We start from the raw sequence: 14,972 nt of genomic DNA, 5'->3' as shown, positions 1-14,972 counted from the left end.
GGCTGCGTCGCCACCAAGATGCGCACCCGATGCGATGGAAAGATCATTCGCCCTCTCCAAGAGCCCGCACGATTTCGGCGATCCGGCCTGCAGGGGTCAACGTGTCCAATTTGATCGTTACCGACCCGGTGACAACCTCAATTGGAGCCGGCTGTCGTTCCGCCCTGTCAAACGGCGGCGTAATCTCGGCATCACATAGCACCAACGCGGCAAACTCGGTGTCTATCGACGGCGCGGGCAAAACAAGACGGCCATCCCGGGCCAGCCGCCGCCATTCCGATACGTGGTTCGCACGCACGCCATACTTCGCCGCAACATCATTCACCGACGCTCCCGGCAGCAACGTCTCCGCCACCGCCCGCGCCTTCACCGCATCCGGCCAGGTCCGGCGGCCAGTTTGGGAGATCGTAACGCCCAATGACCTGAGAAACTCAGATGTAGTCTCCATGGAGAAACTCGCTTCCTGTTATCCAACAGGAACCAAGTCGCAGAAACCTGGAATCAGAAGAAGGTGAGTTCCAGCCGCCGCTTACTTTTGTGGCGGGGCGCGATCTTGTTCATCAGGGCCAATTGGACCAAGCCGCCTATATCCTCGCCTCTGGCTGGGCCTGTTCGTACAAGCTGGTTGAGGACGGGCAGCGGCAAATTGTGGATTTTCAGATCCCCGGCGATTTCCTAGGGTTGCGTAGCGTCCTTTTGAACGTGTCGGATCACAGCATAGAGCCCGTGACGGACATCGAAGTGACGGAAATCCATGTCGCTGACCTTCTGGCCGCGTTTGCGCAGACGCCTCGACTGGCCACGGCAATGCTTTGGGCCGCGTCCCGCGATGAAGCGATGGTGGTCGAGCATCTTGTGAACATTGGTCGCCGCGATGCGGCCGCGCGTCTGGCGCATTTCCTGCTGGAACTCGGCGCGCGGCTTGCCTTGGTCGGACTGGGAAGCAAAGAAGGCTATGCCTGCCCGCTGACGCAGTATCTTCTGGCCGACGCGCTTGGCCTCAGCGCCGTCCATGTCAACCGTGTCTTGCGGCAGTTGCGCGAACGTGGACTGGTCACGTTTCGCGATGGGTTCGTCGCGTTCGGCGACTATGATCAACTTGCCAATTTCGCCCAGTTCGAACCGTCTTACATGGATCAGACGGGACCACTTCTTTCTTGAAGTCGTGCAGCTTTGGCTTGCGGTTAGACGCGGCCAATCAGGATCAGGACAAACAGCGCCATTTCGTCGGCATTGGCGGTGTCGCTGCCCGGCTCGCAGAATCCGGCGATGTGGGCCAAGATGACGTCAAAATGCCTCGCGGATTGGCACCGGTGGGGCGTGGGTTCCCGCAACAGGTACGTCTTTGCCACGCGCCTCGGACGCCACAAATTCGTATCGGCTCGCCGGGGTCGCCCAAGGCAACCCTTGCGATTAACTCAGCGGGGTCTGCTGGTGCGCAAGACGCAGCCATTTGTCATCGTCCTTCAGGTAGGTCGAAGTACAGAGTGCCTCATAGATCAATTCGCCGCGCCGCTCGGCGGAGACGCGATAGGCCAACACGGCGATGTTGTCTTTGGACGAGAGGTAACGCTCGCTCATCACGACAGAACGCCACCGCTGAGCGACGTCCTTTTCTTTCCAAAGTGCATCTCCCTGAAGAATTCCCGCTGGAAAGGGCACGACGAAAACGGCACCATTTGCCGTCGCCTGACGGGCGCTGTCGGCACCTTGTGTCCAAAAGCTTCTTCCAGATCCCATAGGATGTCATCTGCAGTCATTCAGAGCCCCTTTGCAGTTTGGCGTTTGTGCGCGCAGTGGTGCATCTCACTAACCCTGCGCCAGCATGGCGACCAAGCCAAGAACCAATGCCGCTGCGACGATCCAGTAGAGCCGGGAACCCTGCGATGGCCTCGCAAGCTTGGCCGATGTGCCGTCCGAAGACCATCTCGACGATGTCTCCGGTCTTGGTAAAAAAGTAAGGATCTTCTCAACAATCCTGTCCCGATCTGAAACAGGGATAGAAACGTCGGTGAACCGTGCCATTAACGCCTTCAGCCTTTGTGTTGCCGCCCCTCTGGGCAACCTGGAAAGCGCGGATGCTTCGTTCCATGGGTCGACGCCGAGCCGGGAGAGCATCGATAGAACGGTGACGCTGCTGCCGCGGTGATCCTCGCCGATGGGCGCGCACAGAAACGGATCGTATTGCGGGTCTTGTCCAAGTTGTGTCGTGGTTTGTGCCATGACGGGTTCCTTGATGGCGCAGGTTGAATGGCCGAATTGGCCGACGTTAAGGTTCCGACCCAACCGAAGCTGGCAGCGCCTCGTCAAAGCCCGGGAAGGTGAAGTGTCGGGCGAAAACGGCAACCGTCTTATCGGTCTGGTCTTACATCGACGTGGCCTTTTCCGGTGTAGCTGAGCGAAGCCTGTAAAGGTTTCAGGGTGGCGCTGAATTTGGCGTCACTTCGCGTTTCTCGGCTCTGGGTTCGCTATTTTCGATAGAAATTTTTGTCGTTATTATCTTCCAAGGATGCACGCTCCGTCGGAAAGCTGGAAGCCGCGGTTGCAACGCCACCGATTACCGGATTGGTCAAGATGAGCGTTTTCGGCGAGGTCGATGACGACACATGCGTCGGCCAAAAGTTCATAGCCGCGGTCACAGCGCCATCCTAGCCCATCAGAGTCCTGAACAAGAAAAGCATTTGCGGGTACAACAATGGCGTCGCAACGCCCTCTTGTCTCAACGAACCCTCTCTCGCACGCCCAGGCAGCCCCATAGCTGGCATTGGTGAGGTAGCCGTTCTTTGGAACCGCAATCGGCAGGCACCTCCCCGCTTCGGCTGTGAAGCCGCGAATGCAGGTCCAACCCGTCGCCGAAGTGCCCTCCGTCAGATAGGCATCCGCAGGCAGAACGATGAGCTCGCATGCGTCCCGCTTCTGCAGATATCCTCGAACGCATTCCCAATCATAGCCGAAGGACCGAAGGAAGGCGTTGGCTGGCACCGGGATCGGATTGCAAGATGTCCCGCTCACCTCTTCATACCCACGGCCGCACGCCCAGCCGCTCCCGAAGGGGCGTCCGGTGGCATAGGCATTCTCCGGGATGGCGATTGCAAGGCATCCGGCACCCTCCACCCGGTAGCCACGGTCACAGACCCAGCCGCCACCATAGTTACGCGCCTGAGCGTTCTCGGGTGGCGCACCAGTGCCATCCTGCGCCAAAACGGGCGAGGCGAGACATGCAATCACACCGGCGACGACTGCGAATTTCGCAATCAGCCGGGCCAGCGGACCTCTTGTCGACGACCGACCGCGTCCCTGCCTTTCACGGCCGGTTTTTTCCAAATGTGGCACCGGAAAATAATCTGCATGTGCCATGAACTTGCCTGCTCAGAGCTCTAGTACGGTAAGACAGGCTTGCGCGATATCCCGGCTCGGAGCATCGGAACCCGGTACCGTCGCCCAGCCTGCTGCCATAAGGGCATCGCGCCGCTTATAGGTCGAAGCGGCTTGGATCGTTTCCAGTTTGTTCGCTCGCGCCGGATCGGACTGCGCCATATCAAGGCAGACCGGCACCATGGATGCAACGACACCGTCATGGGACATCGCCATTGCCTGGTCATGCGCGGTTCCGCCTGTCACCCAGCCGCCCCAAGAAAATCCGACGACGCCGACGAACACTGCGCCGATCGCGGCACCGTAGATACCGGGTTTAAGCCATTCGGGGAAATTCATTTAATGTCCTCCTGCGGAGAAAGCGCCGCGTCGCTGTGATTGCGTTTTTCGGTCATGGCCTGATCCCGCCTCAGCGCCCCATTCAGGTCGCTTTCGGTAATCATGCGCATCTCTGTTCGACCCCCACGACCGCCCTTGCCGTGCACCATCAGGTAGGTTGCCGTCCGTCGATAAGCCTCGAAGCTCAGCCCATGGAGGATTTCTTCTTCGACAAGTATTTCGTAGTCGCCTGCCGGCAATTCGTCCGGGTAACCTGACAGGTCAAACGCGTTGACAAACGTCACCGTCGATCTGGATGAGCGAATGTTCATTTCAGGTCCCCGCAATGTTGGCAGATGCCTCGCTCACCATTGCCTGCGCCCGCTGCGATCCAGGGCCAGAGCAGTCGAACGAATTATCCTTTTCTACATCAGAAGCAGTGGACGAGAACTGACGCATGTTAGTCCCGACCACTGGATAGGGGGTTTGCAAAGACTGTTCCCTGCGCAATCCGGTATCGACCCAGCGCAATCCGTTCAGGTTAAGCCGCTAATGTGAATGCCTCGACAGGCATGCGCATAACCAGCGCCTCTACCTGTGGGGTGACGGACGGTATGGCCAAGCGATGAGCGCAAGACCCAGACGGCAAGCGATCAAACCGAAGCCCATTTCGGCCCCCATCCCCTAGCCCCTTTCGTTTCCGTTCCTCATGGCGTTTTCCGCATTAGATCTTGTTGCAGGGGGCGCCTGTTGCCCGATCCCTGCGATTTAGAAGGGACAAAACCGAAGGGTTGAGCGAGGGTGCATTGTAATGGGCGCTTGGTTCGTGCGCCCATTCTCAGGTCAGACCGAAGCCGTAACCGCGAACTCTGTCATCATTCCCGAAGCGAGGTGGGGCATGTGATGGCAATGCAGCATCCAGCGCGCGGCCTCGCCCGCATCGAGTGCAACATCGACCATCGCCATCGGCGGCACGTGAACCGTGTCCCGCAGCGCGCCAGATACCGCACGGCCATTCAATCCGACGACCTGAAATACATGACCGTGCAGATGCATGGGATGGGCCATCATTGACATGTTGTGGAACGACAGCACGACACGTTCGCCACTGCGCGCGACAACCGGACGATGCTGGCCCCAGACGTCTCCGTTGATCGTCCAGCCATAGGGCTGCATCGAGCCGCCCAGCATAAGCATCTGGCTGCGGTCCACCGGTCGATCCGGCAGGGCATCCCGTGCGACCAATTGCGATTCTTGCGCAAGATCAATGTCGAAGGCAGGCGCGTCTACCTCTGCCAGCGCCGGAATGCGGCGGACTTCGGCGCCTTGCGTGGCAAGGATCAGGCCGGTGCGCTCACGTGCGCCTTCGCGCAATGCAAGGATGGGCCAAGCCCCACCTTCGTTCGGCAGGTCGATCTCGAGATCAAGGCGTTGTCCCATTGCCAGACCGAACCGACTGCCAGAAAGAGGGTGAATGGCATGTCCGTCCACCGCAACGAGGCGTGCCTGCGCTTGCCCGGTCTCAATCCAGAACACCGTGGCCGCAGCGGCGTTGATGACCCGCAGCCGGATACGACCGCCGCGCTCGACCTGTACCACCTCGGGGTCCGAGAGGGTCCGGTCATTCGCGAGGTAGGCGTCCCAGTCATAGTCGTTCAGATCCATGGCCATGCCGTCCATGCCCATCATGCCGTCCATCGGCATGTTCCCCATTGCGCCGTGATCCATCCCCGGCATCGTCATCCCATGTTTGGGCGGCACGTCAGAACTGGAACCTTGTCCGACATCATGCCCGTCGTTGATTTCGGCCAAAACCTCCTCGGGGGACTTGAACGAGAAGTCGTGCAGGAACAGCGTGACCTCCTGCCGGTCGGCGCTCAGATCTTCTGGCGAACGAACGATCAAAGGTGCCGCAAGTAATTGCATCTCTTGAGTGGGCACATGGCTGTGCATCCAATGGGTGCCCGGCCGGGTCTCGAAATCATAGGAACGGGTTTCACCAGGTGCGAGAAGGGGCATCGGCATGTTGGGTACGCCATCCTGCGCGTTGGGCGGGATCTGTCCATGCCAGTGAATGATGGTCTCGATGTCGAGATCGTTGGACAGATCAACCCGGAACCGTTGTCCGGGATCAAGAACCAGACCTTGCCCATTGGGGCCGGACAGACCAAAGACAGTGGCTGCGCGACCGCCAATATCGAGGGTGCGGGTTGTGGCGGACAGAGCGAGGGGCGCTCTGGACTGCGCCATGGCGGCGCGTGGAAGGTGAGCGGAAGCAAGTGCCGCGGCACTTGCGGCAAGAAAGCCGCGTCGGGAAAAGGTGTTCATGTCGTCTCCTCGGGACAGTGCGTCCCGTTAAAAATACCGATGGAGCAGCGCGAGCCTTAGCTCGGGCGCGATCAGAGAAGACTGAGTTTGGGAGGACGTTCGTCCAATCCGGGTGCCCAACCGGCATGGATCACCCCCGCAGGGATATCATGGCTGACAGGCCCGAAGTCCTGCGCAGCTTGCTGGCCTGACGACGTCAGAAAAACCGAAAAGCCCGTGCAAACAAAGTCACATATACCGGCATCAGTAGATCCACAGTGCTGTTCACCGACACAAGAAAATTCGTTATTGTCGGATGCGGATGTCATTGCGCTGACGTGCATTGCTTGATCAGGCATGACGCCCATGCGTGCAGCATGCGCGGAAGCGACCGTTGTAATCACGGTTAGCGCAAAAATGGCAAACATGGTGGTGACGCGTGCGAACATTTCTCACAAGTAGTCATTGCTCACAAAAATGTCCATTGTCGCGAAGGAAGGTAAGGCTGCCATCGTCGACGGGTACGAAAGCGCCGTACCTGGCTTCACAGCCGAGCGACGTGACGCGGAAATCCCGGCCATTCTTGTCTATGTTTCGAGCATTTGGTCTGTCTGCAAGCGAAGCACAAAGGCGTGTCGCAGATAAGCCCGGGTATTTCGAATGAGCTTGGGGCATACCCCATCTGTTTATAACTTTCGTCAGGAACCGCTTTGCGGGAAGTTTGATAAGTGAGTAAGCGCACGCTGGCCGTTAGGGAACCGCCTGTGATGGTGTCCGGGCTGTGGCATGAGGCATATCCGAAGGCGCTGATGGTTTGTTCAACACCGATGGCGGTATCCATACCCCGACGCGAGCAACCCAACGCCGGTTAACGCAACAACCTCACCCATGCGATAGCTTAGCCCGGCGGCAAACTGGTCGAAGATCCAAGCCACCTCTGGTCTAAGCAATCGCACCAAACCGGGGGTCCTGCGCAGCGCCTCTCGCGGCATCGGTCATCGCCTCGCATGTCCGCGCATTGTGGCTTTCGAGCCGTGCGGCCAGATCAAGCGGCGTCCGGGCCCGTAGGGCAATCATGATCTGCTCGTGTTCGGCAAAGGAGTCTGCGACGCGTGAAAAGCTCTCGTTGACGAGAAAACGATAGCGCCAAATTCTTTGTTGCAAGTCATCGTAGGACTGGCGCAGGTGCGCATTTCGGGGAATTTGAGACAACCTTTTGTGGAATGCGTAGTTCAACTCTGTGTATTGGCGAATGTCGCCTTTTTGAAGCGCCGCACCCAGTTCAAGATGCAGCGCGGACATAGCGTCGATGTCCATATCGTTGGCGCGCTCGGCAGCCGACAGCCCGATCAACCGTTCCAGTGCGCCCTTCACCTCAAAAATCGGCAGGATATCGCCCGGGTCGAGTGGCGTGACAATCGCCCCCCGGTTGGGGCGAAGCTGCATCAGACCTTGCGCACCAAGAACCTTTAATGCCTCGCGCAACGGTGTCCGGGAAACGCCGAAGCGTTGGCAAAGCTCCGCTTCGGGGATGCGTTGGCCGCTGGCCAATACACCATCGATCACCAGTTGCCGCAGGCCCGCGACGAGGTTTTCATGAAGGGTAAATTCGCTGTTGGCGATCACCTTCTCCACGGCGCCATCCAGATTGTGGTTCACCATTTTTCCTTCCGGCTTTCTCGCTTCGGTATCACCGCGGTTCACTGCGAGAACATCATGCCAAAGTCCGAAAGTGGCAGGGTGTCGATCCCGGATTCTTTCAGGCAACCCCATAGGGTAAACGCGACGGAGTCGAGAACAGGAATTCCCAGTTCCCTCTCCAACTTGGCCGCGACGAAGGGGCCGCGCATGTTTGTGCAAACAATCGCGATTGCGTCGGGTTTGTCCCGGGCGACTTCCCGGCACATCCTTTCAACGTCGGCCTCGCTGACTTCGGCAAAGGAAAAATTGTCTGCAAGATCGGCATGCCGCTCGGACGTGATCTCTATCCCTACGCTGGCGTAGTTTGCGATGATGCGTTTCTGGACATCAGCCGTGTAAGGCGTGACAAGTCCCAGTTTCCTGACATTGAACTTTTCCAAGAGCCGGTTCAGGCTGAGGATGGCGCTTGTCGATTTCGCGCCCGTGCGCTCGCGCAACGCCGTGCAAAGCCGCTCGTCGGTGTCAAAGCCCAGCCAACTGGCAGAAGTGCCATTCCAAGCAATGGTGGTGACATTGGCGTCGGCTAGCAGATCTGCGGCAGCAAGGATCGGATCCAGCGCGAACTGCTGGTTCGAGCCTTCATCCAAGGCAATCCGTGTGACACGAAAACGGCCGAAATGTACCGAAACCTCGGGGAACAGAGGCCAGGCCATAGCGGCGGTGTAAGGCTCTACTACCGTGTTTGAGGACGGCGTCAGCATGCCGATAAGGGTAGGGTGTGAGGAGGTACGATCAGTGTGCATGCGAAAACCCATATGAGACGCGACAAGGCAAGATTGTATTCATTTTTCGACGCCGCTTAGAAGCACCATCTGCCTCCCGTCGTAACGCTGCTGCAACTACATCTGTTAGATTTGGGAAAAATTCAACTAATCGCATAGAAAATAGCTTGTGGTGCGCCGTTTATGCGTAAAAAGTGAGCATAGACATATCTTGGACAGAATCCACGGCATCAAACCAAGTTATTGCATGGCCAATCGATACGAGCCTGCAAAGAGTTCAATTCAGGGAAACTGAATTCAAACGGAAGGGTTTTTTCATGCGCCATCACGTCCTCTCTGGCCTCGTCTTGGCCGCGCTCGTCGCGGCACCCGGGTTCGCGGCAGCACAGCAATCACTGCGTGTCGCGGGTAACTTTTCACAAAACACCAAACAGGTATCGATCGAGGAGGCATTCTTTGACAGCCTTGGCGATGAGGCGGGTGTCGAGATGGAGGTGAACTACAATCCAATGGATGTGGTTGGCGTCAAAGCGCCGGATGCTCTGCGCCTGCTGCGCAGCGGCGCCTTTGATGTGATGTCGGTACAGATCGGTATGGCGTCGCGGGATGACCCGTTCTTCGAAGGCGTTGATCTGATCGGTGTGGCAACGGATATGTCGTCGCTGCGGACTGTTGTCGACGCCTACCGCGAAGTGTTTGACCAGCGCCTGCAGGAGAAGTTCAACGCCAAGGTGGTGACATTGTGGCCGTTTGGCCCGCAGGTGTTTTACTGCAACGAACCGATCGAAACGCTTGACGATCTCGCCGGGTTGAAGGTGCGCAGCTTCACCCCATCCATGTCCGCCATGTTGGAATCTCTGGGCGCAACGCCGGTAACTCTGCAGTTTTCCGAGGTTTACCCATCGCTCCAGCGCGGTGTCGTCTCTTGTGGTGTGACGTCTCCGACGTCCGGAAACACCGGAAACTGGCCAGAAGTCACCACCCATCAATTGCCCCTGTCTGTGTCAGGTTCAGTGCAGGGTCACTTCATCAACCTCGATACTTGGATGGCATTCTCTGAAGAAGAGCGCGCGGCACTGGAAGTTCAGTTCAAGGAACTCGAAAATCAGTTGTGGGATCTTGCGACCTCGGCAAACGACGATGCCGTTGCCTGTAATACCGGGGCTGACAGTTGTTCGAACCACACGAAATTTTCGATGACGCTTGTCGAGATCACCGATGAGGACAAGGCGAAGATCAAGGAAATTGCGGAAACAGTGGTCCTGCCGATCTGGAAAGAGACATGTAACAATGTTGACCCGGCCTGTTCTGCGACTTGGAACGAAACTGCCGGCGCTGCCGCTGGTCTGACCATTCAGTAACCCCGCACGATAAATGCGAAACCGGGGCGGCATCGGACCGATGCCGCCCTTTCAGACAAAGCCATTGCCGGAGCTTATCAGTGTCTCAAGATAGCAGGGTCGCGAAAACCCTCATGCCCGTGGCTCGCTTCCTGGCACTGCTAGGCGGGTACATGCTTCTTTTCCTCAGCCTGACGATCACCGCAGAAATATTGTTGCGACGGTTCGCCAATTTTTCGTTGCAAGGCAGTGACGAGTTGGGCGGTTACACACTGGCCATTGTCGGCGCTTTCGGGTTTTCGCTTGCGGCGCTGGAGCGGGCCCATACTCGTGTGGAAATCCTGGTCGAGCGCGTCGCATCTGGTCCTCGCGCGATACTGAACTTGCTCGCCATGTTTGGCACCATGCTTATGGCATTGTTCATGGCGTGGCGTGGATGGGCGGCGCTGATGGAAAGTATCGAGTTCAAGTCGCTATCCGGCACGCCCCTGATGACGCCCCTTTGGCTACCGCAGAGTATTTGGGTGTTTGGACTCATTGTTTTCGCAGTCGTCACGACCGCGCTCTTCGTACACGCCACAATCCTTTTTTATCGCAACCGGGAACAGGTGAACAAATTGTACGGGCTGAAGACGGTGACCGAGATACTCGAAGAGGAATGCATTGAGACGTCCGTAAGAGGTGCCAAATGATCGGCGTCGGAGAGGCGGCCCTTGGCTTCATGTTGATGCTGGGGCTCATGTTGGTCGGCCTACCGGTGGCCGTCGCGATGTTCCTGACGGCCTTTGTCGGCGCCATGCTGACCATGGGATGGCCCGTTCTGATGACCTTTGGAAATCAGATATGGAGCGGTCAGAACGATTTCATTCTCACTGCAATCCCGCTGTTTGTTTTTCTCGGCGAAATTCTGGTGCGTTCTGGCGTGGCCGATGGGCTTTATCGCTGTCTTTCAGACTGGTTGCGGCGCTTGCCGGGGGGGCTTTTGCACTCCAATATCGGCGCAAGCGCCGTCTTTGCCGCCGTTTCTGGATCCTCTGTCGCTACCGCCGCCACCATCGGCAACGTTGCCATCCCCATTTTGACAGAGCGCAAATACGATGAACGCCTCACCGCGGGGACCATCGCCGCCGGTGCGACCTTGGGGATTTTGATCCCACCCTCCATCAACATGATCATCTACGGTTCGATGACGAACACGTCGATTGGCCAACTTTTCGCGGCAGGTATCGTCCCCGGCATCGCGCTGACCCTCGCCTTCATGGGGTTAATTGCTGGCATTGCCCTGTTTCGGCCCAGCGTTGCCGGACCGACGTTGCCAGCCCGCCCCATGCAGGAAAAGCTTCGGTCGCTGTTAGAGATTTTGCCACCACTGGCGATCTTCGCTGTGGTCATGGGTGTGATCTATGGCGGCTGGGCAACCCCCACAGAGTCCGCGGCGATCGGTGTCACCTGCGCCCTTGTCGTTGCTCTGGCCAAGCGCCGCCTGAACCTTTCCGTGCTTCACGAGGCAATGATTTCGACAGTGCGGATCTCTGCAATGATCCTCCTGATCTTGGTTGGCGCACAGTTTCTGAACTTCGTCATCGGCATGCTCGGCATCCCGCAAACGCTGACCAGATACGTTGTCGAATTGGGTGCCGGCCCCATTCAGGTTCTGTTTCTTCTGATCCTGTTCTATCTGGTTCTTGGCTGTTTCATGGAGACGCTTTCCATGATGATCGCTACCCTTCCTGTCGTTTTCCCGCTGATTTTGAACCTTGGGATCGACCCGGTGTGGTTCGGAATCTTTCTTGTCTTGATGATGGAAACAGGACTGATCACGCCCCCCATCGGCATGAACCTATACATCGTGCAGGGCGTGCGCATGCGCGGCTCTATCATGGACGTGATTTGGGGATCGCTCCCGTTCGTCATCCTGATGCTGGCCTTTACCGTGATGCTGATATTCGTTCCGGGGCTGGTGCTGTGGCTTCCAGAGTTGCTTTTCTGACCGATGAAACTCGTATTGGCCAAACATGTTGTCCCCGGGGGGACACAGGCGCCCCTGTGTCCCGGTGCGGTGCTGATATCCGAAGGGCGGATTGTCGATCTCGGGCCGCCCCGTGGACTACGGCAGAAATATCCGCAGACAGATGTTATGGATCTGGGCGATGCGATCCTGCTTCCCGGGTTCGTCAACGCCCATCAACACGGGCGCGGGCTCAGCCAGATCCAGCTCGGATATCCTGACGACCAACTTGAGCCTTGGATCGCCCGGCGACGCGGGCGCGGAGTGCCGGATGCGTATCTTTTGACGCGTCTGGCCGCGCAGTCGATGTTGGCCAATGGGGTGACCGCCACACTGCACGCCAACTACAGCTATGGCAGCGGCGACTACGAGGCGGAGTTGCGCGGTGTTCTTCGCGCCTACGATGAAGCAGGTCTGCGCGCCACGGTTTGTGTCGGCTTCGCGGATCGTGGGGGGCTGATCTATCCGCCCGCGGACGAAACGGCCTTCCGCGAAACGCTGTCTTTGGGGGCACAAGCTTTACTCGCCAAAGCCAAGCCAGCCTATCTTCCGTTGGATGCGACCCTGAATTTGATGGACCGATTGTTGGCCGAGTATGCCAACCATCCGACCATCTCGCTGGCCTACGGACCGGCTGGGCCGCAATGGGTCAGCGACAGAGCGTGGCGTGAGATTGCCAGCCATGCCGCGGGCACCGGCGCCGGCATCCATTTTCATTTGCTTGAGTCCCCGGCTCAGCGACAGGCTGCCGATGCGCTTTATCCCGAGGGTGTGCTGACGCGGCTGGAGCACCTCGGTCTGTTTGAAACATCGGTCAGCGCCGCGCATTTTGTGCAGGCGAGACCCGCAGACATTGCCGCAGCCCTCCGGCTCGGCTTGGTCATCGTTGCCAATCCCGGTGCCAACATGCGGCTGCACAACGGTGTTCCGGCTCTGGCAGATTGGCGTGAGGCCGGACTGCCAATTGCCCTTGGGACCGACAACTGCGGGCTGGACGACAACGAAGACTATCTTTCAGAGCTTCGCCTCGGTGGCCTACTGGCTCGCGGGACCGGGGCCTCTACCGCCGGAGCCTCCAGTCGCTTTGCCTTGGCGATGGGAACCCGGAACGGCGCCAAAGCTATTTTTCAACCCGATTGCGGGTTGATAGACCGCGGTTGCCGTGCGGATTTGATTGCGCTCGATCCATCAAAGGCACGCGGGGTCTATCTTGATCCGGATTGCGACCTTCTCGACCTCGTCATCGCGCGTTGCACGGGTGACGACACGCTGATGACCATGGTCGAAGGTGAGGTTCGATATCAACGGGGGGATCCGGCGGGAAAGACATCGGGTGACGCCGCGCGCATGGCGACCGCCGTCCGGCTGGCAGGGCCAGACGCGCCATCAAAGGCATCCGAGATCGCCACGGCACTTCACACCCATATCAACGAGGCGGGGTACTGATGCGGGTTCTTGTCACCGGTGCAGCCGGCTTTGTCGGGGCCGCCATATGCGAAGCCCTCGGGGCACGCGGCGTTTCCGTGCTTGGCCTCGATCAACGCGCGCCTTCTTCCACCGAAACCTTCGGACCGCTGTTCGACCATGTGACGGCCGATCTGCGCGACCGTTCCAGCCTTGATCGCAGCCTCCACGGCAAAGGGCTGACCCATGTGGTCAACGCCGCAGCGATCACACCCGACGCCGCACTGGAAGAAACAGACCCCGAACTCGTGCTTGATGTCAATTTGCTGGGGGCCGTCCGTATATTGCAGGCGGCGTCGGCCAATGGAATCCGGTCGATGATGCAGCTTTCTTCGATCTCCGTCTACGGAACCGCCGAACCTGAACCCGACGGGCGATACCACGAAGACCATACCCGGCCCGCGCCGGTCAGCCTGTACGCCATCGGGAAATTCTCCGCGGAGATGAGCCTCCGGAGATTGGCAGGCCCCGCAGGCGTGAATCTGTGCGTCCTGAGGGTCGGACCGATCTTCGGGCCATTTGAGCACGCGTCGCGCAGCCGCGCCGTAACCAGCCCGCATCATCAGAGTCTGATGGCCGCCCGGGCCGGTGAGAGGGTTGTTCTGCCGCGCCCCATCCCCGCCGACTGGTGTTACTCCCGCGATGCCGCCGCGCACATCGCCGCGCTCGCCACCTATGCCGGGCCACTGCCTGAGATCGTCCATATCGGGGCAGGCACGATCACCACGTTGCCCGACTGGTGCGCGGTTCTGGCTCTGCATTTTCCTGATTTCCAGTGGCGCATAGATGCTGCTGTGCCCAGTGTCCGCTACGGCTATGACTCCGACCGCCCAGCACTGGCGACGGATCGCCTGCGGTCTTTGGTGCCGAACCGTCATACGGATCTTCACGCGGCGGCAGGCGACTGGATCGATTGGCTTAACTGTGATCAACGAACCAAGGAGCTTTCCTCGTGACTCAACGCCTCGCAGGCCGCATTGCCATCGTCACCGGGGGATCGTCCGGGATCGGGCGCGCCATCGTCCGCAAATTCGCCGAGCACGGCGCGCAAGTGATCGTAGCAGATATTACCGAAGATGTGGTTGAAGGCGGCAGGCCCGTCGCAGAGGTTGTCGCCGAAACCGGCGGATCGGCCCTGTTCATTCAGACGGATGTGTCTCAGGCTGCCTCTGTCGATGCCATGATGACACAGGCTGTGGCCCAGTTCGGTCGGGTCGACATTCTTGTCAACAACGCCGTGCTTCGGGCCGGAAAACCACTGGTAGAGACCGAAGAAGCGGACTGGGACCGGGTGATGGATGTCAGCCTGAAAGGCGCCTATCTTTGCGCCCGGGCAGCTGTTCGCCAGATGCTGACACAGGAAATACGGGGTGAAGCCCGTGGACGACTTGTCAATATTTCGTCGCAGCACGGCTATGTCAGTGCCCCAGAGGATTTTGCCTACGGCGTCAGCAAGGCCGGCATCGCCTATATGACCCGCCAGATTGCGGCGGACTATGGTCCGCATTACATCATTTCCAACGCCGTGGCTCCGGGAAAAATTCTGACCGGCAAGAGCGGGCGCGCCGTCGAGCCACGATGGATCGACTACTCAGAGCGCCGCACGCCGTGGCCACGCCTTGGAACCCCCGCCGACGTCGCCAGCGCGGCACTGTTTCTTGCCAGCGACGACGCGAGCTTTCTGACCGGTCACAACCTATTCGTTGACGGAGGCTGGATGGCGTCCTGAGCCGGTCC

17 protein-coding genes are annotated in these 14,972 nt (G+C 58.8%); 7 read left to right on the top strand and 10 right to left on the bottom strand.

Annotation, left to right across the window (positions count from 1 at the left end; genetic code table 11):
• Positions 1-43: 43 nt before the first annotated feature.
• Positions 44-448 (bottom strand): transposase, encoded by a 405-nt coding sequence (locus tag BV911_RS16130; protein WP_086054632.1) that lies wholly within the window; start codon positions 446-448, stop codon positions 44-46.
• Between the two features lie 20 nt (positions 449-468).
• Between BV911_RS16130 and BV911_RS16125 the strand changes: the two genes are divergently transcribed.
• Entirely contained in the window at positions 469-1,161 is a 693-nt protein-coding gene (locus tag BV911_RS16125) for a Crp/Fnr family transcriptional regulator (RefSeq protein WP_086054631.1), read from the top strand.
• A 252-nt stretch (positions 1,162-1,413) separates the two neighbouring features.
• Here BV911_RS16125 and BV911_RS20065 read toward each other — a convergent pair whose 3' ends face one another.
• The 9 genes from BV911_RS20065 to BV911_RS16080 form a co-directional block, all read right to left on the bottom strand.
• Positions 1,414-1,581 (bottom strand): hypothetical protein, encoded by a 168-nt coding sequence (locus BV911_RS20065; RefSeq protein WP_240512304.1) that lies wholly within the window; start codon positions 1,579-1,581, stop codon positions 1,414-1,416.
• Positions 1,582-1,809: 228 nt separating this feature from the next.
• Positions 1,810-2,223 (bottom strand): hypothetical protein, encoded by a 414-nt coding sequence (locus BV911_RS16115; RefSeq protein WP_086054630.1) that lies wholly within the window; start codon positions 2,221-2,223, stop codon positions 1,810-1,812.
• A 273-nt stretch (positions 2,224-2,496) separates the two neighbouring features.
• A complete protein-coding gene (locus BV911_RS16110; protein ID WP_086054629.1) occupies positions 2,497-3,357 on the bottom strand; it encodes a hypothetical protein in 861 nt (286 codons plus the stop codon).
• 12 nt (positions 3,358-3,369) lie between these two features.
• Positions 3,370-3,714, bottom strand: coding sequence for a hypothetical protein (locus tag BV911_RS16105; RefSeq protein WP_086054628.1), 345 nt, complete (start codon positions 3,712-3,714; stop codon positions 3,370-3,372).
• Positions 3,711-4,025, bottom strand: coding sequence for a hypothetical protein (locus BV911_RS16100; RefSeq protein WP_086054627.1), 315 nt, complete (start codon positions 4,023-4,025; stop codon positions 3,711-3,713). The genes BV911_RS16105 and BV911_RS16100 overlap by 4 nt, the downstream gene beginning before the upstream one ends.
• A gap of 511 nt (positions 4,026-4,536) precedes the next feature.
• On the bottom strand, positions 4,537-6,021 hold the full coding sequence (locus BV911_RS16095) for a multicopper oxidase family protein (RefSeq protein WP_086054626.1): 1,485 nt from the start codon (positions 6,019-6,021) through the stop codon (positions 4,537-4,539).
• A gap of 71 nt (positions 6,022-6,092) precedes the next feature.
• Entirely contained in the window at positions 6,093-6,449 is a 357-nt protein-coding gene (locus BV911_RS16090; protein WP_240512302.1) for a hypothetical protein, read from the bottom strand.
• A 493-nt stretch (positions 6,450-6,942) separates the two neighbouring features.
• Positions 6,943-7,773 (bottom strand): GntR family transcriptional regulator, encoded by an 831-nt coding sequence (locus BV911_RS16085; RefSeq protein WP_240512300.1) that lies wholly within the window; start codon positions 7,771-7,773, stop codon positions 6,943-6,945.
• On the bottom strand, positions 7,701-8,444 hold the full coding sequence (locus BV911_RS16080; RefSeq protein ID WP_086054638.1) for an aspartate/glutamate racemase family protein: 744 nt from the start codon (positions 8,442-8,444) through the stop codon (positions 7,701-7,703). The genes BV911_RS16085 and BV911_RS16080 overlap by 73 nt, the downstream gene beginning before the upstream one ends.
• A gap of 296 nt (positions 8,445-8,740) precedes the next feature.
• Here BV911_RS16080 and BV911_RS16075 point away from each other — a divergent pair, with 296 nt between their 5' ends.
• The 6 genes from BV911_RS16075 to BV911_RS16050 all read left to right on the top strand — a co-directional run bounded on the left by BV911_RS16075 (position 8,741) and on the right by BV911_RS16050 (position 14,964).
• Complete coding sequence (locus BV911_RS16075) at positions 8,741-9,784, top strand: TRAP transporter substrate-binding protein (protein ID WP_086054624.1); 1,044 nt, start codon at positions 8,741-8,743, stop codon at positions 9,782-9,784.
• A 152-nt stretch (positions 9,785-9,936) separates the two neighbouring features.
• A complete protein-coding gene (locus BV911_RS16070) occupies positions 9,937-10,455 on the top strand; it encodes a TRAP transporter small permease subunit (protein WP_240512299.1) in 519 nt (172 codons plus the stop codon).
• The gene (locus BV911_RS16065; RefSeq protein WP_086054623.1) at positions 10,452-11,753 is read left to right on the top strand and encodes a TRAP transporter large permease; all 1,302 of its coding nucleotides are present in this window, start codon (positions 10,452-10,454) and stop codon (positions 11,751-11,753) included. The genes BV911_RS16070 and BV911_RS16065 overlap by 4 nt, the downstream gene beginning before the upstream one ends.
• A gap of 15 nt (positions 11,754-11,768) precedes the next feature.
• Entirely contained in the window at positions 11,769-13,217 is a 1,449-nt protein-coding gene (locus BV911_RS16060; protein ID WP_240512296.1) for an amidohydrolase family protein, read from the top strand.
• On the top strand, positions 13,217-14,191 hold the full coding sequence (locus BV911_RS16055; protein ID WP_086054621.1) for an NAD(P)-dependent oxidoreductase: 975 nt from the start codon (positions 13,217-13,219) through the stop codon (positions 14,189-14,191). Before BV911_RS16060 ends, BV911_RS16055 begins: the two co-directional genes overlap by 1 nt.
• Positions 14,188-14,964 carry an SDR family NAD(P)-dependent oxidoreductase gene (locus tag BV911_RS16050; protein WP_086054620.1) on the top strand — a complete coding sequence of 259 codons (777 nt, stop codon included), beginning with the start codon at positions 14,188-14,190 and terminating at the stop codon, positions 14,962-14,964. Before BV911_RS16055 ends, BV911_RS16050 begins: the two co-directional genes overlap by 4 nt.
• Positions 14,965-14,972: the final 8 nt, after the last annotated feature.

It is taken from the genome of Pseudoruegeria sp. SK021 (genome assembly GCF_002119405.1).
GTDB lineage: Bacteria > Pseudomonadota > Alphaproteobacteria > Rhodobacterales > Rhodobacteraceae > Meridianimarinicoccus.
The sequence above is the reverse complement of the archived record's forward strand: the minus strand, read 5'-3'. Positions and strand labels throughout refer to the sequence as shown.

Bases quoted from the DNA above. Each gene is read 5' to 3' on its own strand.
- BV911_RS16130 (WP_086054632.1), bottom strand. From the start codon at position 448: ATGGAGACTACATCTGAGTTTCTCAGGTCATTGGGCGTTACGATCTCC.
- BV911_RS20065 (WP_240512304.1), bottom strand. From the start codon at position 1,581: ATGAGCGAGCGTTACCTCTCGTCCAAAGACAACATCGCCGTGTTGGCC.
- BV911_RS16115 (WP_086054630.1), bottom strand. From the start codon at position 2,223: ATGGCACAAACCACGACACAACTTGGACAAGACCCGCAATACGATCCG.
- BV911_RS16110 (WP_086054629.1), bottom strand. From the start codon at position 3,357: ATGGCACATGCAGATTATTTTCCGGTGCCACATTTGGAAAAAACCGGC.
- BV911_RS16105 (WP_086054628.1), bottom strand. From the start codon at position 3,714: ATGAATTTCCCCGAATGGCTTAAACCCGGTATCTACGGTGCCGCGATC.
- BV911_RS16100 (WP_086054627.1), bottom strand. From the start codon at position 4,025: ATGAACATTCGCTCATCCAGATCGACGGTGACGTTTGTCAACGCGTTT.
- BV911_RS16095 (WP_086054626.1), bottom strand. From the start codon at position 6,021: ATGAACACCTTTTCCCGACGCGGCTTTCTTGCCGCAAGTGCCGCGGCA.
- BV911_RS16090 (WP_240512302.1), bottom strand. From the start codon at position 6,449: ATGTTCGCACGCGTCACCACCATGTTTGCCATTTTTGCGCTAACCGTG.
- BV911_RS16085 (WP_240512300.1), bottom strand. From the start codon at position 7,773: ATGGGGTTGCCTGAAAGAATCCGGGATCGACACCCTGCCACTTTCGGA.
- BV911_RS16080 (WP_086054638.1), bottom strand. From the start codon at position 8,444: ATGCACACTGATCGTACCTCCTCACACCCTACCCTTATCGGCATGCTG.
- BV911_RS16075 (WP_086054624.1), top strand. From the start codon at position 8,741: ATGCGCCATCACGTCCTCTCTGGCCTCGTCTTGGCCGCGCTCGTCGCG.
- BV911_RS16070 (WP_240512299.1), top strand. From the start codon at position 9,937: ATGCTTCTTTTCCTCAGCCTGACGATCACCGCAGAAATATTGTTGCGA.
- BV911_RS16065 (WP_086054623.1), top strand. From the start codon at position 10,452: ATGATCGGCGTCGGAGAGGCGGCCCTTGGCTTCATGTTGATGCTGGGG.
- BV911_RS16055 (WP_086054621.1), top strand. From the start codon at position 13,217: ATGCGGGTTCTTGTCACCGGTGCAGCCGGCTTTGTCGGGGCCGCCATA.